This is a genomic window from Anderseniella sp. Alg231-50, from assembly GCF_900149695.1.
Taxonomy (GTDB): domain Bacteria; phylum Pseudomonadota; class Alphaproteobacteria; order Rhizobiales; family Aestuariivirgaceae; genus Anderseniella.
In genome coordinates this window covers 306,987-324,303 of sequence record NZ_LT703004.1, presented here as the reverse complement: position 1 = coordinate 324,303, position 17,317 = coordinate 306,987, and the positions used below count along the sequence as shown (strand labels likewise).

General features: G+C 58.7%; 14 protein-coding genes. 6 read left to right on the top strand and 8 right to left on the bottom strand.

Translation table 11 applies throughout. From position 1 onward, the window contains the following. Positions 1 to 489: 489 nt before the first annotated feature. Positions 490 to 774: a hypothetical protein gene (locus DHN55_RS14080; protein ID WP_108880410.1), complete on the top strand. Its 285-nt coding sequence runs from the start codon at positions 490 to 492 to the stop codon at positions 772 to 774. Positions 775 to 1,151: 377 nt separating this feature from the next. Here the strand turns inward: DHN55_RS14080 and DHN55_RS14075 are convergent, their stop codons facing one another. From DHN55_RS14075 to DHN55_RS14055, 5 genes are all read right to left on the bottom strand, one after another. Further along, positions 1,152 to 1,439, bottom strand: coding sequence for a hypothetical protein (locus DHN55_RS14075; RefSeq protein ID WP_108882120.1), 288 nt, complete (start codon positions 1,437 to 1,439; stop codon positions 1,152 to 1,154). A gap of 84 nt (positions 1,440 to 1,523) precedes the next feature. Next, complete coding sequence (locus tag DHN55_RS14070; protein ID WP_108882119.1) at positions 1,524 to 2,777, bottom strand: M24 family metallopeptidase; 1,254 nt, start codon at positions 2,775 to 2,777, stop codon at positions 1,524 to 1,526. Between the two features lie 26 nt (positions 2,778 to 2,803). Beyond that, positions 2,804 to 3,910, bottom strand: a complete 1,107-nt coding sequence (locus DHN55_RS14065) for an enolase C-terminal domain-like protein (RefSeq protein WP_108882118.1) — start codon at positions 3,908 to 3,910, stop codon at positions 2,804 to 2,806. 9 nt (positions 3,911 to 3,919) lie between these two features. After that, on the bottom strand, positions 3,920 to 6,349 hold the full coding sequence (locus DHN55_RS14060) for an FAD-dependent oxidoreductase (RefSeq protein ID WP_108882117.1): 2,430 nt from the start codon (positions 6,347 to 6,349) through the stop codon (positions 3,920 to 3,922). A 26-nt stretch (positions 6,350 to 6,375) separates the two neighbouring features. Continuing rightward, complete coding sequence (locus DHN55_RS14055) at positions 6,376 to 8,808, bottom strand: FAD-dependent oxidoreductase (protein ID WP_108882116.1); 2,433 nt, start codon at positions 8,806 to 8,808, stop codon at positions 6,376 to 6,378. A 101-nt stretch (positions 8,809 to 8,909) separates the two neighbouring features. Here DHN55_RS14055 and DHN55_RS14050 point away from each other — a divergent pair, with 101 nt between their 5' ends. Next, a complete protein-coding gene (locus DHN55_RS14050) occupies positions 8,910 to 9,623 on the top strand; it encodes a DUF1194 domain-containing protein (protein ID WP_337660311.1) in 714 nt (237 codons plus the stop codon). A gap of 18 nt (positions 9,624 to 9,641) precedes the next feature. Then, a complete protein-coding gene (locus DHN55_RS14045) occupies positions 9,642 to 10,076 on the top strand; it encodes a DUF1801 domain-containing protein (RefSeq protein WP_108882114.1) in 435 nt (144 codons plus the stop codon). An 11-nt stretch (positions 10,077 to 10,087) separates the two neighbouring features. On the opposite strand, the gene DHN55_RS14040 is transcribed toward DHN55_RS14045, so the two are convergent. The 3 genes from DHN55_RS14040 to DHN55_RS14030 are packed head-to-tail and all read right to left on the bottom strand — an operon-like array spanning position 10,088 to position 14,540. Then, complete coding sequence (locus DHN55_RS14040) at positions 10,088 to 12,625, bottom strand: dipeptide ABC transporter ATP-binding protein (RefSeq protein ID WP_108882113.1); 2,538 nt, start codon at positions 12,623 to 12,625, stop codon at positions 10,088 to 10,090. A gap of 4 nt (positions 12,626 to 12,629) precedes the next feature. Then, positions 12,630 to 13,586: an ABC transporter permease subunit gene (locus DHN55_RS14035; RefSeq protein ID WP_108882112.1), complete on the bottom strand. Its 957-nt coding sequence runs from the start codon at positions 13,584 to 13,586 to the stop codon at positions 12,630 to 12,632. Positions 13,587 to 13,598: 12 nt separating this feature from the next. Continuing rightward, on the bottom strand, positions 13,599 to 14,540 hold the full coding sequence (locus DHN55_RS14030; protein ID WP_108882111.1) for an ABC transporter permease subunit: 942 nt from the start codon (positions 14,538 to 14,540) through the stop codon (positions 13,599 to 13,601). 313 nt (positions 14,541 to 14,853) lie between these two features. Between DHN55_RS14030 and DHN55_RS14025 the strand changes: the two genes are divergently transcribed. The 3 genes from DHN55_RS14025 to DHN55_RS14015 are packed head-to-tail and all read left to right on the top strand — an operon-like array spanning position 14,854 to position 17,259. Beyond that, positions 14,854 to 15,657, top strand: a complete 804-nt coding sequence (locus tag DHN55_RS14025; RefSeq protein WP_108882110.1) for a PhnD/SsuA/transferrin family substrate-binding protein — start codon at positions 14,854 to 14,856, stop codon at positions 15,655 to 15,657. Positions 15,658 to 15,713: 56 nt separating this feature from the next. Further along, on the top strand, positions 15,714 to 16,346 hold the full coding sequence (locus DHN55_RS14020; protein WP_108882109.1) for a glutathione S-transferase N-terminal domain-containing protein: 633 nt from the start codon (positions 15,714 to 15,716) through the stop codon (positions 16,344 to 16,346). Further along, positions 16,339 to 17,259, top strand: a complete 921-nt coding sequence (locus tag DHN55_RS14015) for an EamA family transporter (protein WP_108882108.1) — start codon at positions 16,339 to 16,341, stop codon at positions 17,257 to 17,259. The genes DHN55_RS14020 and DHN55_RS14015 overlap by 8 nt, the downstream gene beginning before the upstream one ends. Positions 17,260 to 17,317: the final 58 nt, after the last annotated feature.

Sequence of the window (17,317 nt, the reverse complement as noted above, 5' to 3'; positions counted from 1 at the left end):
TCAGCACTGCGTGCTTCGCGCCGTTCTCCGACCTCGAACAACCGTAGTGGTGAACTCCTCCGAAGCACGGAACGTGCTGAGGCAAGCGCGACTGCGCGCCGCACGAAGTGCGCCCCAGCGGAGCGCAGCCGAAGGCTGCTTGCGTGAGCGGAATAAACCCTTGCACGTTAGTGCTGAGGCAAGCGCGACTGCGCGCCGCACGAAGTGCGCCCCAGCGGAGCGCAGCCGAAGGCTGCTTGCGTGAGCGATATAAACCAGATCCCGATTCGAAAAACAGACAACAATTCAGGATCGGAGAACGGCCTGAGCGAAGCGAAGAAAGCTGTTCGAACAGCATAAATGTCACATGAACCGGACATGAACGTCCGGCTCAGGTTCGGTTCAGGGCCTTATGACTAGATTGGGGACAGTTGATTTGAAGACCAGCTGCTCCGGCGACGGGGCGCCACACGAAACAAGAACTGCAAACCAGACTTTAGGAGACGAGAGATGTTGAAGAAAACCGCCATTGCCGCCATTGCCGCCCTGACCATCGCTGCTGCATCGGCTTCACCTGCACAGGCCCTTTCCAAGAAGGGCAAGTTTGCTCTCGGCCTTGGCCTTGGCACTGCCTTTGCCATCGCTGGTGCTCATGCCCACGGTGGATATTATGATGGCTACGGCCATGGCTATCGTGGCGGACGTCACTACCGCCGCTCAGCACGCCGTTGCGCACGCCGGTTCGGCTGGCACACATTCCGCTGGGAGCGCTGCATGTACCGCCGCGGGTACTGATTGAGCCTCGCTAAAGATCAAATGAAGACGCCGCCGGAGATTTCCGGCGGTGTTTTTGTAGTCGAACAACTTGTCCGCCTTCGGCGGGCCGTTCTCCGTGCTTTAATTGTCGTAAGTGGTTGTGGGCAAGGTTTGCATGATATCGCTCACGCAAGCAGCCTGGCGGCTGCGCTCCGCTAGGGTGCACTTCGTGCGGCGGCCAGTCGGCCTTGCGTCACCACGTTCCGTGCTTCGGAGGAGTTCACCACTACGGTTGCTCAGGGTCGGAGAACGGCACGAAGCACGTAGTGCTGAGTAAAGCTGTTCGACCAGAATGACTCAACCAGGCCCGCCCCCGCGGAGCGCGGCCGAAGGCTGCTTGCGTGAGCGAAATGATCTTAAATCCTCACAGCCTCGATGCGGAAACCTGCCTGTGCCATGGCCTGGGCCGCGGGATGGCGTCGCAACTGCTCGGCCATTTCCTTTGCTACCGAAAACGGTTGCCACTGAACCTCATGGTCCTCGCCGAACCAGACGTCCTCTATGCGTTCATCCAGGCCGTTTGCCCAGGCGGCAATCTTGCCGGCCTCGGTCAACAGGACAATAGCTGCAGGTGGTTCGCTCAACTTGCGTCGGGACAACTCACGCTCACGCGACTTACGCTGAAAATCAATCACATCACTCATGTTGAAAGTGATGCTGCGAGTCGGGTTAACGCAAGGTTTTCAAAGTCTTAAGCAAGCCTTACCAAGTGGTTGTTTTGGCACACGTCAAATATCTTCCCACGGGAAAGTATCCAGTGCCTCGACGCCATTCGGGGTTACAACCACCTGTGTTTCGAGCTTGACGCATTCCTTTCCGTCCTCTTCGCCGATCAGGCTTTCGACGCAAATCACGCTGTTTTCCTCAAAGGTGAAGTCATAGGCTCTGTCAAAGTCCGGGTGCAACGGCAGGGACGGGTACTCGTCACACAGGCCAACGCCGTGCAGCGCCACCGAGTACCGGCACGGCTGGTACTTCTCGGGGATCTGCCAGGACTTCTCGTTGAATTCCCGTGCGGTCATGCCGGCCTTGAGAATTGAGCAATTGTGCTCGATCTGCTCAAGCGCGGCTGAGTACAGTTCATGCTGCTTGGCATCGAACTTGGTATGCCCGATGGTCCAGGTACGCGAAATGTCGGCGCAGTACCCGTAAGGTCCGATCAGGTCCGTATCAAAGGCGATGATGTCACCTTCGCTGGCAATGAAATCAGAAGCTTCGGAAAACCAAGGATTGGAATGCTCGCCGATAGTGAGCAGACGGGTTTCGATCCACTCGCCGCCGGAGCGGATGTTTTCATAATGAAGCTCGGCCCAGATTTCCTGTTCGGTCTTGCCGGGAAGCGAGTTTTCCCAGATGCGCGCCATGCCCGCCTCGCAGACACGGATCGTCCATTTCATCAGTTCAAGTTCGTCTGCCGACTTGATTTCGCGGGCCAGTTCGGTGAGCTCCTGGCCCTCGACGATGGTGACCCCGCGTTCCGCCAGGGCGAATGTGCCCATTGGCTCCAGCTTGTCGACGGCCAGGCGCATATTGCCGCCGCCGTGGGCTTTCAGTTCGGCAACCACCTCATCGGCCCATGCGTTGACGCGTTCATCCAGGCGGTTGCCGGCAGAGAAATAGAACCAGCTCTTGGCTGGCCTGATGTCGCGTACGGTTGCAAGACCGTCCGCCAAGTGTTCGGCACCGTGGTACTCGAAATTGATCGAATGGCTGTCGGCAAACAGCATGGCGTAGTGAAACGGATTGTGCGTGCCCCACAACTGCATGTTGGACAGGTCGAACGTGTAGCGGATGTTGAGCGGGTCATACATCAAGATGGCAGCACAATCGTGCTTGATCACCTGGTCCAGCATGCGCTGGCGGCGATAGTCGCGCGCCTTTACCAGTACCGAATGCGGCACCGGCGAGCGCATCGGCTTGTCCTTGCCCTCAGGATTGAAATAGGATTTTTTGCGGTCGTCACTGAACACGGCATCAAGCATGGCGCTTCCTTCTGGTTGGATGCTGTTTACGCTGCAAACTCACTTACCTGGTATGTGGCCTTGTCGAGCCAGGCCGGATTGATGTCGACACCCCAGCCGGGCGCATCTGTAACCGTCGCCTTGCCGTCGGCAATCGTGTAAGGATCTTCGACAAACAAACCGTCCTGCCAGGGGTAGTAGTCCTCTCCTTCAATGGAGAATTCCAGGTACTTTCCGGCGTTGGGAATAGCGCGCAACAGGTGCATGGTGCACAAGGTGACCAGCGAAAGGTTTGCGCAGTGCGGCGTGCACGGCAGGCCGGCATCGGCGGCCATTTTCACAACACGCAGCGTTCGGTTCATGCCGCCCATATACATGACGTCCGGTTGCACGACATCGACCGTGCGCATGTCGATCGTGTGCCGCCACCAGGACAAGTCGCAATCCTGCTCACCGCCGGTTACATCAATTCCAAGTGCGTCGGTTACCCGCTTGGTCTGCTCCGGTTCCCAATAGGGACACGGTTCTTCAAAGTGCGTAACGCCTTCGGCTTCCAGCACGCGGCCCACTTCGATGGCACGTGCCGCGGAAAACCCGGAATTGCCGTCCACCAGCTTGGCCGCTTCATCTCCCAGCGCCTTGCACACGACGGAGACAATGGCTTCGGTGCGGCCCGGCCATTCATCCACATCGCGGCCGCACTCGGCACCGACGCGGAACTTGAACGCATCAAAGCCAAGCTCATCGCGCAGCTTGACGAACCGGGCAGCCTCATCTTCCGGTGTGATGTCGCGTTTCATGGAAGACGCATAGGCGCGCAGCGGTCCCGCCGTACCGCCGAGCAGTGCCGCGACAGGTTTGCCTTCCACCCGGCCGCGCAGGTCCCATAATGCCGTGTCCAGCCCGGCCATGGCGCGGCGCAGGTAGGAACCCGGAAACTTGTGTTCGCGTTCGGTAATACGATCAAGCAGGTCATCGAAATCGTAAGCGTCCTCGCCAAGCGAGTAGGGTGCCACCTGGCGATGGAATATTTGCGCGGTGATATCCGAATGATAGGTAGACACCTGGCCCCAGCCTGTGTCGCCGGTATCGGTGGTGACCCGTACGAAACCAACGAATTCGTTGGCAAAGGTTTCCAGTTTGGCGATTTTCATGATTTGGAACTACCCTCTCATCCGTTCACCGGCAGGGTCGAACAGCGGTTCATGCTGGATGCGTGCAGGGCGCATCTCGCCCATGATCTCGATCTCAAACCCGGATGTTTCTGCAGTCAGTTGCTTTGGAACATAGCCTTGCGCCAGTGAAGCATCGACGAAGTGGCCGTATCCGCCCGACGTTACCCAGCCGATAACATTGCCATTATGTGAAACCGGTTCATCGCCGATAACGTCCGCATCATCTGCATCCACGACAAAAGTCACTCGTGCCAGCTTGCCGCCGCCGCCATGTTCTTCCTGCGCCTTGCCGCGGCCGATGAAATCGTTCTTGGTGAGGTCGACAAACCGATCCATGCCGGCTTCATATGGCCCGTAGATCGGGCGCAGTTCGCGGTACCAAGTCGGGAAGTTCTTTTCCAGCCGCATGGTGAGTAGCGCCCGCATGCCGAAATTGACGATACCGTGGGCCTCGCCTGCCTGCATGATTGCCGTGTAAAGCCGACGTTCATATTCCGGTTTCACCCAGATTTCATACCCCAAGTCACCGGTATAACTGATGCGGTTGACCCTGGCGGGGACACTTGCCACGTCGATTTCACGGTAATCCATGAACCGGAAACCGGCATTTGACAGATCCTCATCGGTCAGTGCCGCCAGCACGTCACGGGATTTTGGACCCGCGATGGACAGCCCGACAAGACCAAGGTCGATCCGCTCGACGCGCACCGACCGGTCATCCGGCAGGTGTTTTTCAAACCAGCGCATGTGATAGACCTGCGCCGGGGCCGATCCCCACATCATGAACCTGTCTTCCGCCGCCTTGGCGATGGTGAAGTCACCGATCAGCTTGCCTTGCTCGTTCAGCATCGGTGTCAGGCAGATGCGCCCGGTGCGCGGCATCTTGTTGGTCATCAGCCGTGACAGATAGTTTTCCGCACCCGGCCCGGTGAATTCATACTTGGCGAAATTTGCAATCTCGGTGACGCCGACACGTTCACGCGTGCCCAGCACTTCCCGCTTTACATGGGCGAAATCATTGGAGCGGCGGAACGAGAAGATGTCGACGGGCTCAACACCTTCAGGTGCGAACCATAACGGCACTTCGAGCCCCCAATTGTCGCCCATGACGGCGCCCTGGCTCACCATGGTGTCATACAGCGGTGTGGTCTGGTGTGGTCGCGCCGCCGGGCGTTCCTCGTTCGGATAGCGGATGGAAAACCGCTTGGAATAATTTTCGCGCACCTTTTCATTGGTATAACTGCGGGTTGCCCAGTCGCCGTAGCGTGCTATGTCCATGGCCCAGATGTCGCCGCCGGGATCACCGTTCACCATCCAGTTGGCCAGCGTCAGGCCGACGCCGCCGCCCTGGCTGAAACCCGCCATGACCCCGCAGGCACACCAGTAGTTCGACAGTCCCTGTACCGGACCTACCAGCGGATTGCCGTCAGGCGCAAAGGTGAACGGGCCATTGACCACATTCTTGATGCCGGCGTGGCCCATGGCCGGGTAGCTCTCGAAGGTTTTTTCCAGTGAAGGCGTTATGCGATCCAGGTCCGGCGGCAACAGTTCCGCTGCGAAGTCCCACGGCGTGTCCTTCGGCGACCATGGCCGGCAGTCCTGCTCATAGGTGCCCAGCAACATGCCGGCGCGTTCCTGGCGCATGTAGATCTCCGCGCCAAAGTCGGCAATCATCGGCATGTCGGCGCCGTGTTCTTCCTTGTAGGCGATGACGTCGGGCATGTCGTCGGTGACCAGGTACATGTGTTCCATGGCCAGCACCGGCAGTTCAATGCCCACCATGCGGCCAACCTCACGCGCCCACAGGCCACCGCAATTGATCACGTGCTCGCAAGTGACGGTGCCTTTTTCGGTCACCACATCCCAGCCGCCGTCGGCGCGCGGGGTCAGTTCGACGACACGGTTTTCCTGCACGATCTCGGCGCCCTGGATGCGCGCCGACTTGGCGTAGGCATGGGTCGTGCCGGACGGGTCAAGATTGCCTTCTGCTGCGTCCCACATGGCACCGGTGAACTTGGCATCGTCGAGCAGCGGCATGCGGGCCTTGGCTTCGGCCGGGCTCAGCAACTCGGTTTCAAGCCCGAGATAGGCTGACCGCGCATGGGCCATCTTGAGCCAGTCCATGCGTTCCTCGGTGTCTGCCATCAACAGCCCGCCACACCGGTGCAGGCCGCAGGATTGTCCGGAGATGCGTTCCAGCTCGTCGTACAGTTCAATTGTGTAAGCCTGCAGCTTGGCGACGTTGGGGTCGCCGTTCAGGGTCAGAAACCCGCCTGCTGCATGCCACGTCGACCCGGATGTCAGCTGTGACCGCTCGATCAGCAGGACATCGCTCCAGCCCGCCTTGGTCAGGTGGTACAGCACAGAGCACCCAACCACGCCGCCGCCAATGACTATGGCCCTGTAATGCGACTTCATTGGCGGCTCCTGACAGGTGCGAAGGTCTAAGACCTCATGTGTGAAGCGTCGGCATCAAACAACGGATCCCTCTGCGGGCTAGCCTTGTAGTTTTGGCCGAGAATTTCAATCTCAAATCCATCGGTCTCACCGGCCATTTCGGTTGGCAGGAACCCGATCGCCACCGACTGGTCCGCCGCGTGGGCGTAACCGCCTGAGGTAATCCAGCCGACGCACTTGTCATTGTGATAGATGGGTTCGTCACCGATGACGTCTACCTCATTGCCGTGCACGGTGAACACGGTCATGGTGCGCTCGCCTCCGGTTTCCTTTTCCTTGGCAGCTGCTTCGCGGCCGATGAAGTCGTTCTTCGACAAGGCGACGAAGCGGCCGAGACCGGCTTCGAAAGGTCCGTAGATCGGGCGGTACTCCCGCGCCCATGTTCCCCAGTTCTTCTCCAGGCGCAGTGACATGAGCGCCCGGCCGCCAACCGGCTTGATGTCGAACTCGGCGCCGGTCTCCATGATCATGGTGTGCAGCGTGGTGAGGTACTCCGCAGCGACCCAGATCTCATAGCCCAGGTCACCGGTAAAGCTGACGCGCGCCAGTTTTGCCGGCACCAGCCCCAGGTCGACTTCACGGAATGACATGAAGGGAAGGGCGCTGGTCGACACGTCGGTATTGGTCAGTTTCGCCAACAGTTTCTGCGAGTTTGGCCCGGCAATGGACAGGCCGCACATTTCCAGCCCGAAGGCGTGCACCTTGACCGACCCGTTATCGGGCAGGTGCTGTTCGAACCAGCGCATGTGATAGTTTTCCGCCGCACCGGACCCGAATATGTAGAAGCGCTCATCGTCCGCCTTGGCGAGAGAGAAATCGCCGATCAGCTTGCCGTCTTCCTTCAGCATCGGGGCCAGCGTCATGCGGCCCTTGGCGGGCACCTTGTTGGCCAGCATGTGGGACAGCCAGCCTTCGGCGCCGGAACCGGTGATCTCGTACTTGGCATAGCCGGAGATTTCCAGCACGCCGACCGAATTGCGCACCGCGCGGCATTCATCGCCAACGATATCAAAGGCTTCGGAGCGCCGGAAGGTAACGGCTTCTTCCGCCTTCTTGCCTTCTGGCGCAAACCACAGGGCGCTTTCAATACCGTAGGATGCGCCAAAGAACGCTCCCATGGCCTTGAACCGGTCATACAATGGTGTGGTGCGCAGCGGTCGCGCGGCGGGAAGCTCCTCATTGGGGAACATGATGCGGAAGCGCCGGCCATAGTTTTCACGCACCTTTTCATTGGTGTAGGCCATGTTGGCGTAGGATCCGTAACGCGCAATATCCATGGCCCATACATCGAAGCCGGGATCGGAATCAACGATCCAGTTGCTCAGCGCCAGGCCGACACCGCCGCCCTGGCTGAATCCGGCCATGACACCGCACGCTACCCAGTAATTCTGCAGGCCGCGGATCGGTCCGATCAGCGGATTGCCGTCCGGCCCGAAGGCGAACGGGCCATTAATGATGTTCTTGATGCCGGCAGACTGGAAAGCCGGATGGTGCTGGAACCCGCGCTCCAGGTTATCGGCAATCTGGTCCAGGTCCGGCGGCAGCAGTTCGGTGGAAAAGTCCCACGGCGCTTCGGTTGGCGACCATGGAATGCCATTGGGCTCGTAGGTACCCATCAGCATGCCCTTGCCTTCCTGGCGCATGTAGATCTCGCCGTCGAAATCAATGGCGTGGACTATTTCCTTGCCGTCATTGGCGTTGTTGTAGGCAACGACTTCTTCCATCTCCTCGGTGATGAGGTACTGGTGCGCCATGCACAGAACCGGCAGTTCAAGGCCCGCCATGCGACCCACCTCGCGGCCCCACAGGCCACCCGCATTGACCAGGTGTTCACAGGTAACGGTGCCTTTTTCGGTCACCACCGACCAGGTGCCGTCGGGCAGCTGGTTGGTTTCCAGAACCCGGTTCTGGCGGACGATTTCAGCCCCGTTCACCCGCGCCGCCTTGGCATAGGCATGGGTGGTGCCTGACGGATCAAGATGGCCTTCGAGCGGGTGCCACATGGCACCGACAAACTGGTCCTTGTCCATCAGCGGGAAATGTTCAGCCGCTTCTTCCACCGAGATCATGCGGGTATCCACGCCGAGATATTTGTTGCGGGCATGAGCCATTTTCAGCCAGTCGAAACGATCCTTGTTGGACACCAGCATGACCCCGCCGGTGACATGGCACCCGGTCGACTGTTCAGAGACCTCTTCAATCTCCTTGTAGAGGTTGATGGTGTATTCCTGCAGCTTGGCCACGTTGGGGTCGCCGTTGAGCGTATGGAAGCCGCCGGCCGCATGCCAGGTCGAGCCTGACGTCAGTTCATCGCGCTCGATCAGCAGAATGTCCGACCATCCTTTTTTCGTCAGGTGATACAGAATTGAACAGCCGACGACGCCGCCGCCGATGACAATTGCGCGATAATGCGATTTCATGACCCATGTCCTTGATGAAAATATTCCATGCAGCGATGCAATCACTTAGCGGTAAGCCAAGTCATGCCTGCAAGCGACAACGGCTTTCGGAACATGGCCCTGTGAGACAGTTTTTTGGCGCTTTGACAGCAGTGCTGATTGTGCTGGCAAGTGCTGCAACGCACACCGCACTGGCCAGTGACGAAGTTGATCTCGAGCTGGTGCTCGCGGTGGATGCATCGGGCAGCGTTGATGATGCGGAGTACAGATTGCAGCTGTCTGGCATTGCTACCGCCTTGCGCGATCCGGCCGTTCTCAGGGCCATCACGGCAGGCCCGAACAAACGCATCGCTTTGAACGTACTCATATGGGCGGAAGCCCGGCGGCCAAAGGATGAAACCGGATGGTTCATCCTGTCCGACCAGGCGGAAGTGGACCGGGTAGCGGCCATTATTGCTGCCATGCCGCGTAACCAGGTCGGCGGCACCGGCATTGGTGACGGTGTCGCAAACGCCATCAGGTCGATTGATGAAAACGCCATCCGGTCCGACCGGCGTGTCGTGGATGTGTCGGGTGACGGCCGTGAAACACCGCCACGCCAGTATTCGACGGTGCTGAGCGAAGCACGCTCCATGGCGATCGCCCGCAATGTGACCCTGAACGGGTTGGCTATCCTGAATGAAGACAAGGAACTGGATGACTATTACCGTGCGCGGCTTGCCGTCGGCGACGGCAGTTTCGTCGAGGTGGCGGAAGATTATGATGACTTCGCCCGAGCCATGCGGCGCAAGCTGCTGCGCGAAATCGATCCTGATCCGGTCGTTGGGCTGAAATAAGGGGGGAGGAGACCTGCCATGAACCCGAAAGCGGTTTCAGGCCGGGAATTCGCGGACGCGAAAATCCGGCAGGTATTCGAGAGTTTCGACATGCCTGTGCGTGAGCGCTTGCTTGAGCTCAGGCAGATGATCATCGATGAGGCAGGCCGGCATCCCGAGATCGGTGAGATGCAGGAAACCCTGAAATGGGGCCAGCCGAGTTACCTGCCGGTGAAACCGCGCATCGGAACCACCATACGCCTTGGCCAGCACTCAACCGGCGCTGGCAAGATCGGGTTTTATTTTAGCTGCAATTCGACACTGGCCGACGACTACCAGCAACTATACTCCGGTGTTTTCGAATATGAGGGTCGCCGGGCAATTCTGATCGACCTGGACGGACAGGTCCCCGAAAAGCCGTTGCGCCATTGCATAGCGCTGGCCCTTACCTATCACCTGAACAAGAAACGCTGAGCCGGCGCGGCCTATTTGCGTGCCAGTGCCTTGGCCTGCCTGATCCAGTCGTCCCGCTCGATACGGCCCTTGAACGACAGCTCGTCGTCGACAATCTCTATGTCGGCCTTTTTCCAGCTGGCGATCTGGTCGAAATGCCAGAACCCCAGCTTGTTGAGCGTCTGCTCCAGTTTCGGTCCAACGCCCGATATCAGTTTCAGGTCGTCGGCCTTGCCACGGGCTTTCTTGAGCCGCTCCGGGCCTGCTTTCCTGGCCGCGGTTTTCTTTGCGGCCGGTTTCTTTGCTGCCGGTTTCTTGGCCGCAGCTTTTTTCGCAGGCTTGCTCTTGGTCGCGGCCTTGGCCTTTGCGGCCGGTTTGTCCGGCGTGGCGGATTTCGCCGCCGATCCCGGCACGGTTGCGATCGAAGCTGCAGCAAGTGCCGCCTTGGCACGTCCGGGGCTTGTGGAAGCGGTGGCCTTTTTCTTCTTGTCCGACGGCATCGCAATCACAGGTTCCATGGCCCTGAGCTCGTCTTCACTCAGGTGGCACATGATCTTGTGGCCATTGCCCAGGTCCTTGACGTCCGGCAGGTCCGTTTCGCAGATCGAGCCGATCTTGCGCGGGCACCGGGTCTGGAACGGACAACCCGATGGCGGGTTCATCGGTGACGGCAGTTCGCCTTCGAGCACGATGTGCTTCTTGGTGATCGACGTATCGGCAATCGGTACCGCCGACAGCAGGGCTTCTGTGTACGGGTGGTAGGGCGGTGAATAGATGTCGTCGGTGTTTCCCTGCTCCATGATCTGGCCGAGATACATCACCACGACACGGTCTGCGAGGTAGCGCACCACCGACAGGTCATGCGAGATAAACAGCATGGTTGTGCGCCGTTCGCGCTGAATATCCGTCAGAAGGCCGGTCACGGCAGCCTGCACGGACACATCAAGCGCTGATACCGGTTCATCCGCAACCACCACCTGGGCCTCGCCGGCAAAGGCACGCGCAATGCCGACGCGCTGTTTCTGGCCGCCCGACAACTGGCGTGGACGACGCTGTGCGAAGTCGCGCGGCAGCTTCACCATATCAAGCAGCTTGTAGGTTTTCTCCAGCGCGTCTTCCTTATTCTTTGCCACGCCGAACATGCGCAGCACCCGACTGATCTGACTGCCGACGGTATGCGACGGGTTCAGTGTTTCAAACGGGTTCTGGAAGATCATCTGCATCGAACCGACCATTTGCGGCGTGCGCTTGTGGACCGATATCTGCCCGATTTCCTGGCCGTTGAGAATGACTTCACCGCCGGTTGCGGTCTCCAGGCCCAGCATCACCTTGGCGAAAGTTGACTTGCCGCAGCCGGATTCGCCCACGATTGCCACGGTTTCGGCTTCGCGAGCCTCGAAGTCCAGCTTTTCATTTGCCTTCACGAATTTGGAGGCCTTGCCAGAAATCAGCGCCTTCAGCGAGCGGTCGTGAACCTCGTAATATTTCTGCATGTTCTTTACCTGCAGAACGGTCTTGCCGTAGTTGACGCCCTCTCCGGCAACGGCTTTCGGCTTGGCGGCTTCCCAGTCGATGCTCAGATATCGCTCGCAGCGAACCTGTTGGCCTTTTTGCCCGGCAACCTCTTGCATGTGCAAAGCCTCTACATTGCACACACCATCCTTGAAATGGTCGCAGCGCGGACCGAAATTGCAGCCTGTCGGGCGTTCGTGCGGCAGCGGCAACTGTCCCCGGATCGGGACCAGCGGCCTTGAATACCGGTCGGCACCGGGCAGCGGAATGGAATTGAACAGGCCACGCGTGTAGGGGTGGCGCATTTCATCGAAGACCTGGTTGACCGAACCGAATTCAACCGCCTCGCCGGAATACATCACGGCAATCTTGTCGCAGGTTTCCAGGATCAGGCCCAGGTTGTGCGAGATATAGATCATCGACGTGCCGAAGCGCTTCGAGATATCCTTGATCAGTTCCACCACACCTGCCTCGACGGTGACGTCGAGCGCGGTGGTCGGCTCATCCAGCAGCAGTAATTGCGGCTTGGACAGCAGCGCCATGGCAATGACGACGCGCTGCTGCTGGCCGCCTGATATCTGGTGCGGGAACGAATCCATCAATCGCTCAGGATCCGGCAGGCGCACCGCATCCAGCATTTCGATGGACCGCTTGGAGGCTTCCTCGTCACTGATGCCTTCGTGGAAAATCAGCACTTCATTGAGCTGTTCGCGGATCAGCATGGACGGGTTCAGGGATGCCATTGGCTCCTGATAGACCATCGAAATGCGCGACCCGCGAATATCGCGCAACTCTTCTTCCGACATGGTGCGCATGTCGCGTCCCATGAACTTGATCTCGCCGCCGACAATGGCGCCGTTCTTTCCCATGTACTGCATGATGGCGAGGGCAACCGTGGACTTGCCACAGCCGCTTTCACCCACAATGCCGACCGCCTCGCCTGGCATCACTTTCATATTGAAGTCCACCACGGCGGGTATTTCACCGGCTCTCGTATAGTACGAGATCGAGACGTTGTTACATTCCAGAACAGGTGTGTTCATGTCCGGTGCGGCCATAGGATCAATCCCTCAGCGAAATTTCACGCAGGCCATCGGCCAGCAGGTTCAAACCCAGTACCAGCGAAGAGATCGCAAGGGCAGGCCACAGCATCATGTTCAGGCCATTATAGCCCCACTGGCGCCCGTCGGAGATCATCTTGCCCCAGTCCGGATCCGGGGGCGGCAGGCCGAGCGACAGGAAGCCGAGCAGGGCGATGGTGATAATCACGTAGCCCAGGCGCAGGCAGGCGTCCACAATCAGCGGCCCGCGCGCATTCGGCAGAAGTTCAACCAGCATGATCCATAACGGACCTTCGCCGCGCACTTCAGCGGCTGCAATGTAGTCACGGGTTTTCAGGTCGAGCACGATGCCGCGCACGATACGCGCGACCTGCGGTGCCGTTGAAAAGGTGATGGCGACAATGATCAGGGCGCCGGACACGATTGTCTTGTCCAGCCCAAGTGCCGTGTTCATCCAGACGCCGATATTCGAATTCGGACCGAATGCGGTCAGGATCACCAGCAGCAGAACGATTTGCGGGAACGACAACAGGACATTGCCGATGAACGAAATGATTTCGTCCCACCAGCCACCGCGGTACCCGGCAGTAACCCCCATGATCATGCCGACCGAATAGGCCACTATTGTCGCCAGCGTCGACCAGAACAACACAACCCGGGAGCCGTGCAGCAGGCGCGCCAGCAGGTCGCGGCCGCGATCATCGGTGCCCATCCAGTGCATCACGCCGGTCTTGTCTTCAGTCAGCATGGCCAGGTTGATGGCGCCGCGGGTCTGGGCCAGCGGGTCCTGCAATGGCAGCAGGTCAACGAAAATCGCGACCAGCACCCAGAATGACACCAGGAACAGCCCGATCATGCCGACCCAGCTTTCGCGCAGCAGGCCAAATGCTTTCAAGAAACGCCCCCATCCTGACGAGGAGCCCGGGGTGTTGGTTTGTTCAGCTGTTGTATCTGTCATGGACCTGTTTCCTCAGCTGAACCGGATTCGTGGGTTGAGAAGCGTGTATCCGATGTCGGATACAAACTGGGAAAACACCGCGATGAACACGGCCACCATTGCGCAGGCCTCAATGACGAAGATGTCGCCGAACAGGGCGGCCTCGTAGAGCAGCTTGCCAAAGCCCTTGTAGGAGAAGAACACCTCGGTCACGATAACGCCCGACAGCAGGTAGTTGAGCTGCAGGATCATGACGGTAAACGGCGCGATCAGCGCATTGCGCAAACCGTGCCGCAGGATGACCCGTTTGTAGGGAAGTCCCTTGAGGATGGCGGTTCGCACATACTGCGATGTCATGACCTCGGCCATCGAAGCGCGTGTCATGCGGGTGTAATACCCGAAATTGTAGATCACCAGCACCATCACCGGCAGCACCAGCTGGTTGGCGTCAGTCCATGTCAGCCCGTTACTGAACGGAGATGTCCCCGGCAGCAAGTCCAGCCAGAAAACGAATATGGCGACAAGGATGGTTGCGGACGCAAATTCCGGAATAGATGTGGTGATCACCGCCAGAACCGTGATGCCGCGATCGCGCGGAGACCCTTCTGCAATGCCAGACAGCACGCCAAGCACCAGGGCAATTGAAACCGTTATTGCAAAGACCAAGCCGCCCAGAACCGCAGTATTTAGCAGGTGGTCCTTGAGCAGTTTGGAAACCGGTGTGGCGAACTGAACCGACTCGCCAAAGTCGCCGCGCGCAGCATTGAACACCCAGGTGACATAGCGTTGCGCAAACGGTGCATTGTAACCGTTCTGCTCCAGCCACAGCAGCCGCTGGTCTTCCGTGGAGTACTGGCCGAGCACTTTGCCTGCCAGGCTGTATTTATCCGCTTCAAACGCCAAAAACAGTAGGAGTGATACAGTCAGCATTATCAATGCCATCTGTAACAATCGCTTGCCAGCCAATTGCAGCATGTGTCTGTCTTCCCACCCTGTTAAGCGCTGTTTACAAGCGTCTTTCAGTTCCCCGGATGCTGTAGAACAGCATTGTAATCCCAACCGTAACAGCACGCCGGGCGTGCCGGTATTGCTGTAAAGAGACACTTAATTACCATCAAGCGCCGAAATCTCCATCAACCTTAACGCGTATTTCATCAACTGCAAGTCATTCCGGTCACCCTTGTGCCATGCACCGGGAAAACTGCGGGCGAGCTTTGTGGGTTTGTAAATTTACTGTTAGAACACTGAACTTGTCTTCCTGCCTGTCAGCAAGGATTACCGTCGCGCGATGAATTTTGCCTCGCTGCCCATGTATGATTTACCGGAACTTGCCTCGGCAACCGGCGCCTGGTGGGCCGGCCTTGCAGCTCACATGCAGCGCCAGGGAATTGCTGATGTGCCGGAAGTCTGCGCGGTGCCGGATGATCTTGAGCGGCACTGGTGTTCGCCCAATCTCTTGTTCTCGCAAACCTGCGGTTACCCGCTCACTCACCAGTTGAACGGCAAGGTGCGGCTGCTGGGCTTGCCGGTTTATGCCTGCAAGGGATGTGACCGGGACGGGTTCTATTCATCGGTGATCGTGGTGCCGGGGTCATCGAACCTGTTCTCCCTGGCAGACTGCAGAAGTGCGCGGGCGGTCTACAATACCGATGACAGCATGTCCGGCCTGCTGGCATTGCGTGCGGCAGCCGCTAGTCAACACGATCAGGCTGATCCGTTCTTCAGGTCGCTGTCGCGTTCCGGTGGCCATCGCCGCTCGCTGCAATCAGTCGCTGACGGCAAGGCGGATGTTGCCTGCATTGACGCAGTGACGTTTGCCCTGTTGTCGAGGATTGAGCCGGAGCTTGTGTCGCGTGTCAGGGTGCTGGGACAGAGCCCCAAAGTTCCCGGGCTTCCCTACATAACGTCCTTGACGGCAAACGCCGAAACGGTTGAGCGACTGCGGACAGCCCTGCGCCAGGCGATGGCCGATCCGGCCTTAAGTGACGTTCGCGCAGAATTGCTGTTGTCAGGCATTACATTTCCCGATCCGGCCCATTACAACGTCATTCTCGATCTCGAAGCAGCGGCAAGCCGGCTGACACTGGCGTGAACCGGTCTCACCGAACCTCATTACTCTTTTGACCCCCCAAGGAGACTACGACTAAAATGATTGATCTTTATACCTGGAGCACTCCCAACGGCTACAAGGCCTCCATCGCGCTTGAGGAGTTCGGGCTGGAATACACCACTCATCCGATCAACATCATGAAGGATGACCAGTTTCAGCCGCACTTTCTGAAAATTTCACCTAACAACAAGATCCCGGCGATCCATGACAATGACAATGGCCAGACGGTGTTCGAGTCCGGCGCAATTCTTTTGTATCTGGCCCAGAAAACAGGCAAGTTCCTCGCTGCCGACGGGCCTCGTCACTGGCAGGCCATGGAATGGCTGATGTGGCAGATGGGCGGTTTTGGACCGATGCTCGGCCAGGCCCATCACTTCCTGCACTTCAATCCGGGCAAGGCTGAATACGCCGAAGACCGCTACGCCGCGGAATGCAAACGGCTCTATGGCGTACTTGACCGCAGGCTGGCAGAAGAAGACTACGTGGCAGGCGACTATTCGATCGCCGACATGGCCATCTGGCCGTGGGCTTCACGGTTTGAATGGCAACGCATCGACCTGAACGAGTTCGCCAACGTCAAGCGCTGGTACCAGGCAATCGCTGCGCGTCCGGCAGTTCAGGCAGGTTTCAAGGTACCGAACCCTGACCGCGAGATTCCGCAGGTTGCCTGACGCATCTGCTTCCCGGCACCCGTCGCCGGCAGGAATGCCCGTTGCCGGGTTTGCTCTGCTGGCGGCAGTTACCCTGTTCTGGGGCGTTAACTGGCCGGGTATGAAAATCGTGCTCGGCGAAGTCAGCCCGTGGTGGTTTCGCACTATCTGCCTTGCCGTGGGCGGCAGTGCCTTGCTTGCCATATCGGGCCTGTCCGGTAACCGTTTGCGCGTACCAACAATTGATCTTTGGCCACTGATGCTGTGCGGTGTGTTCAACATGGTCGGTTGGCATTTGTTTTCCGCCTACGGGCTGACCCTGGTGCCGGCGGGCAGGGCATCCATCATCGCCTTCACCATGCCGGTCTGGGCAGCTCTGTTTGCCATTCCCGTCCTGAGAGATCGCGTGTCACTTCCCGTATTTGCCGGCCTCGGCCTGGGCATGGCGGGCCTTGGTATTTTGATCGGCCATGACATGTCGGTGCTGGGGGCGGCGCCCGTTGGGGCATTGATGATGCTGGGCGCCGCAGTGTCATGGGGGTTCGGCACGGTCCTGTTCAAACGGTTCAACTGGCAGACCCCCGTTGCCACCATCATCGGCTGGCAGTTGCTGTTGGCGTCGATACCGGTCGGTATCGGGGCCCTGGTGCTTGAGCCACTGCCGGACCTGGCTGTCTTGAGCACTCCGGCGATCATTGCGTTTGCCTATGTTCTGATTTTCCCCATGGTGTTCTGCCAGTGGGCCTACTTCAAGATCGTCAGCATGTTTCCAGCTGTTTATGCCGCAATCGGTGTGCTGGCGGTTCCGGTGGTTGGCGTTTGTTCCAGTCTGCTGCTGCTCGGTGAGCCGGTGGGTTGGCGTGAGACAACGGCACTTGTGCTGGTCTGCTTGGCAATCTTCATGGTGCTGATATTGCCCAAGTTGAGAGGCTGATCTTGGTCGGTCCATTGAAAGACCGGGTCTTGTTTCCAATCGCCGCGAACGGCAGTTT

Coding starts and splice junctions, on each gene's coding strand:
- DHN55_RS14075 (WP_108882120.1), bottom strand. CDS start 1,439: ATGAGTGATGTGATTGATTTTCAGCGTAAGTCGCGTGAGCGTGAGTTG.
- DHN55_RS14040 (WP_108882113.1), bottom strand. CDS start 12,625: ATGGCCGCACCGGACATGAACACACCTGTTCTGGAATGTAACAACGTC.
- DHN55_RS14020 (WP_108882109.1), top strand. CDS start 15,714: ATGATTGATCTTTATACCTGGAGCACTCCCAACGGCTACAAGGCCTCC.
- DHN55_RS14025 (WP_108882110.1), top strand. CDS start 14,854: ATGAATTTTGCCTCGCTGCCCATGTATGATTTACCGGAACTTGCCTCG.
- DHN55_RS14045 (WP_108882114.1), top strand. CDS start 9,642: ATGAACCCGAAAGCGGTTTCAGGCCGGGAATTCGCGGACGCGAAAATC.
- DHN55_RS14065 (WP_108882118.1), bottom strand. CDS start 3,910: ATGAAAATCGCCAAACTGGAAACCTTTGCCAACGAATTCGTTGGTTTC.
- DHN55_RS14035 (WP_108882112.1), bottom strand. CDS start 13,586: ATGACAGATACAACAGCTGAACAAACCAACACCCCGGGCTCCTCGTCA.
- DHN55_RS14070 (WP_108882119.1), bottom strand. CDS start 2,777: ATGCTTGATGCCGTGTTCAGTGACGACCGCAAAAAATCCTATTTCAAT.
- DHN55_RS14080 (WP_108880410.1), top strand. CDS start 490: ATGTTGAAGAAAACCGCCATTGCCGCCATTGCCGCCCTGACCATCGCT.
- DHN55_RS14055 (WP_108882116.1), bottom strand. CDS start 8,808: ATGAAATCGCATTATCGCGCAATTGTCATCGGCGGCGGCGTCGTCGGC.
- DHN55_RS14030 (WP_108882111.1), bottom strand. CDS start 14,540: ATGCTGCAATTGGCTGGCAAGCGATTGTTACAGATGGCATTGATAATG.
- DHN55_RS14060 (WP_108882117.1), bottom strand. CDS start 6,349: ATGAAGTCGCATTACAGGGCCATAGTCATTGGCGGCGGCGTGGTTGGG.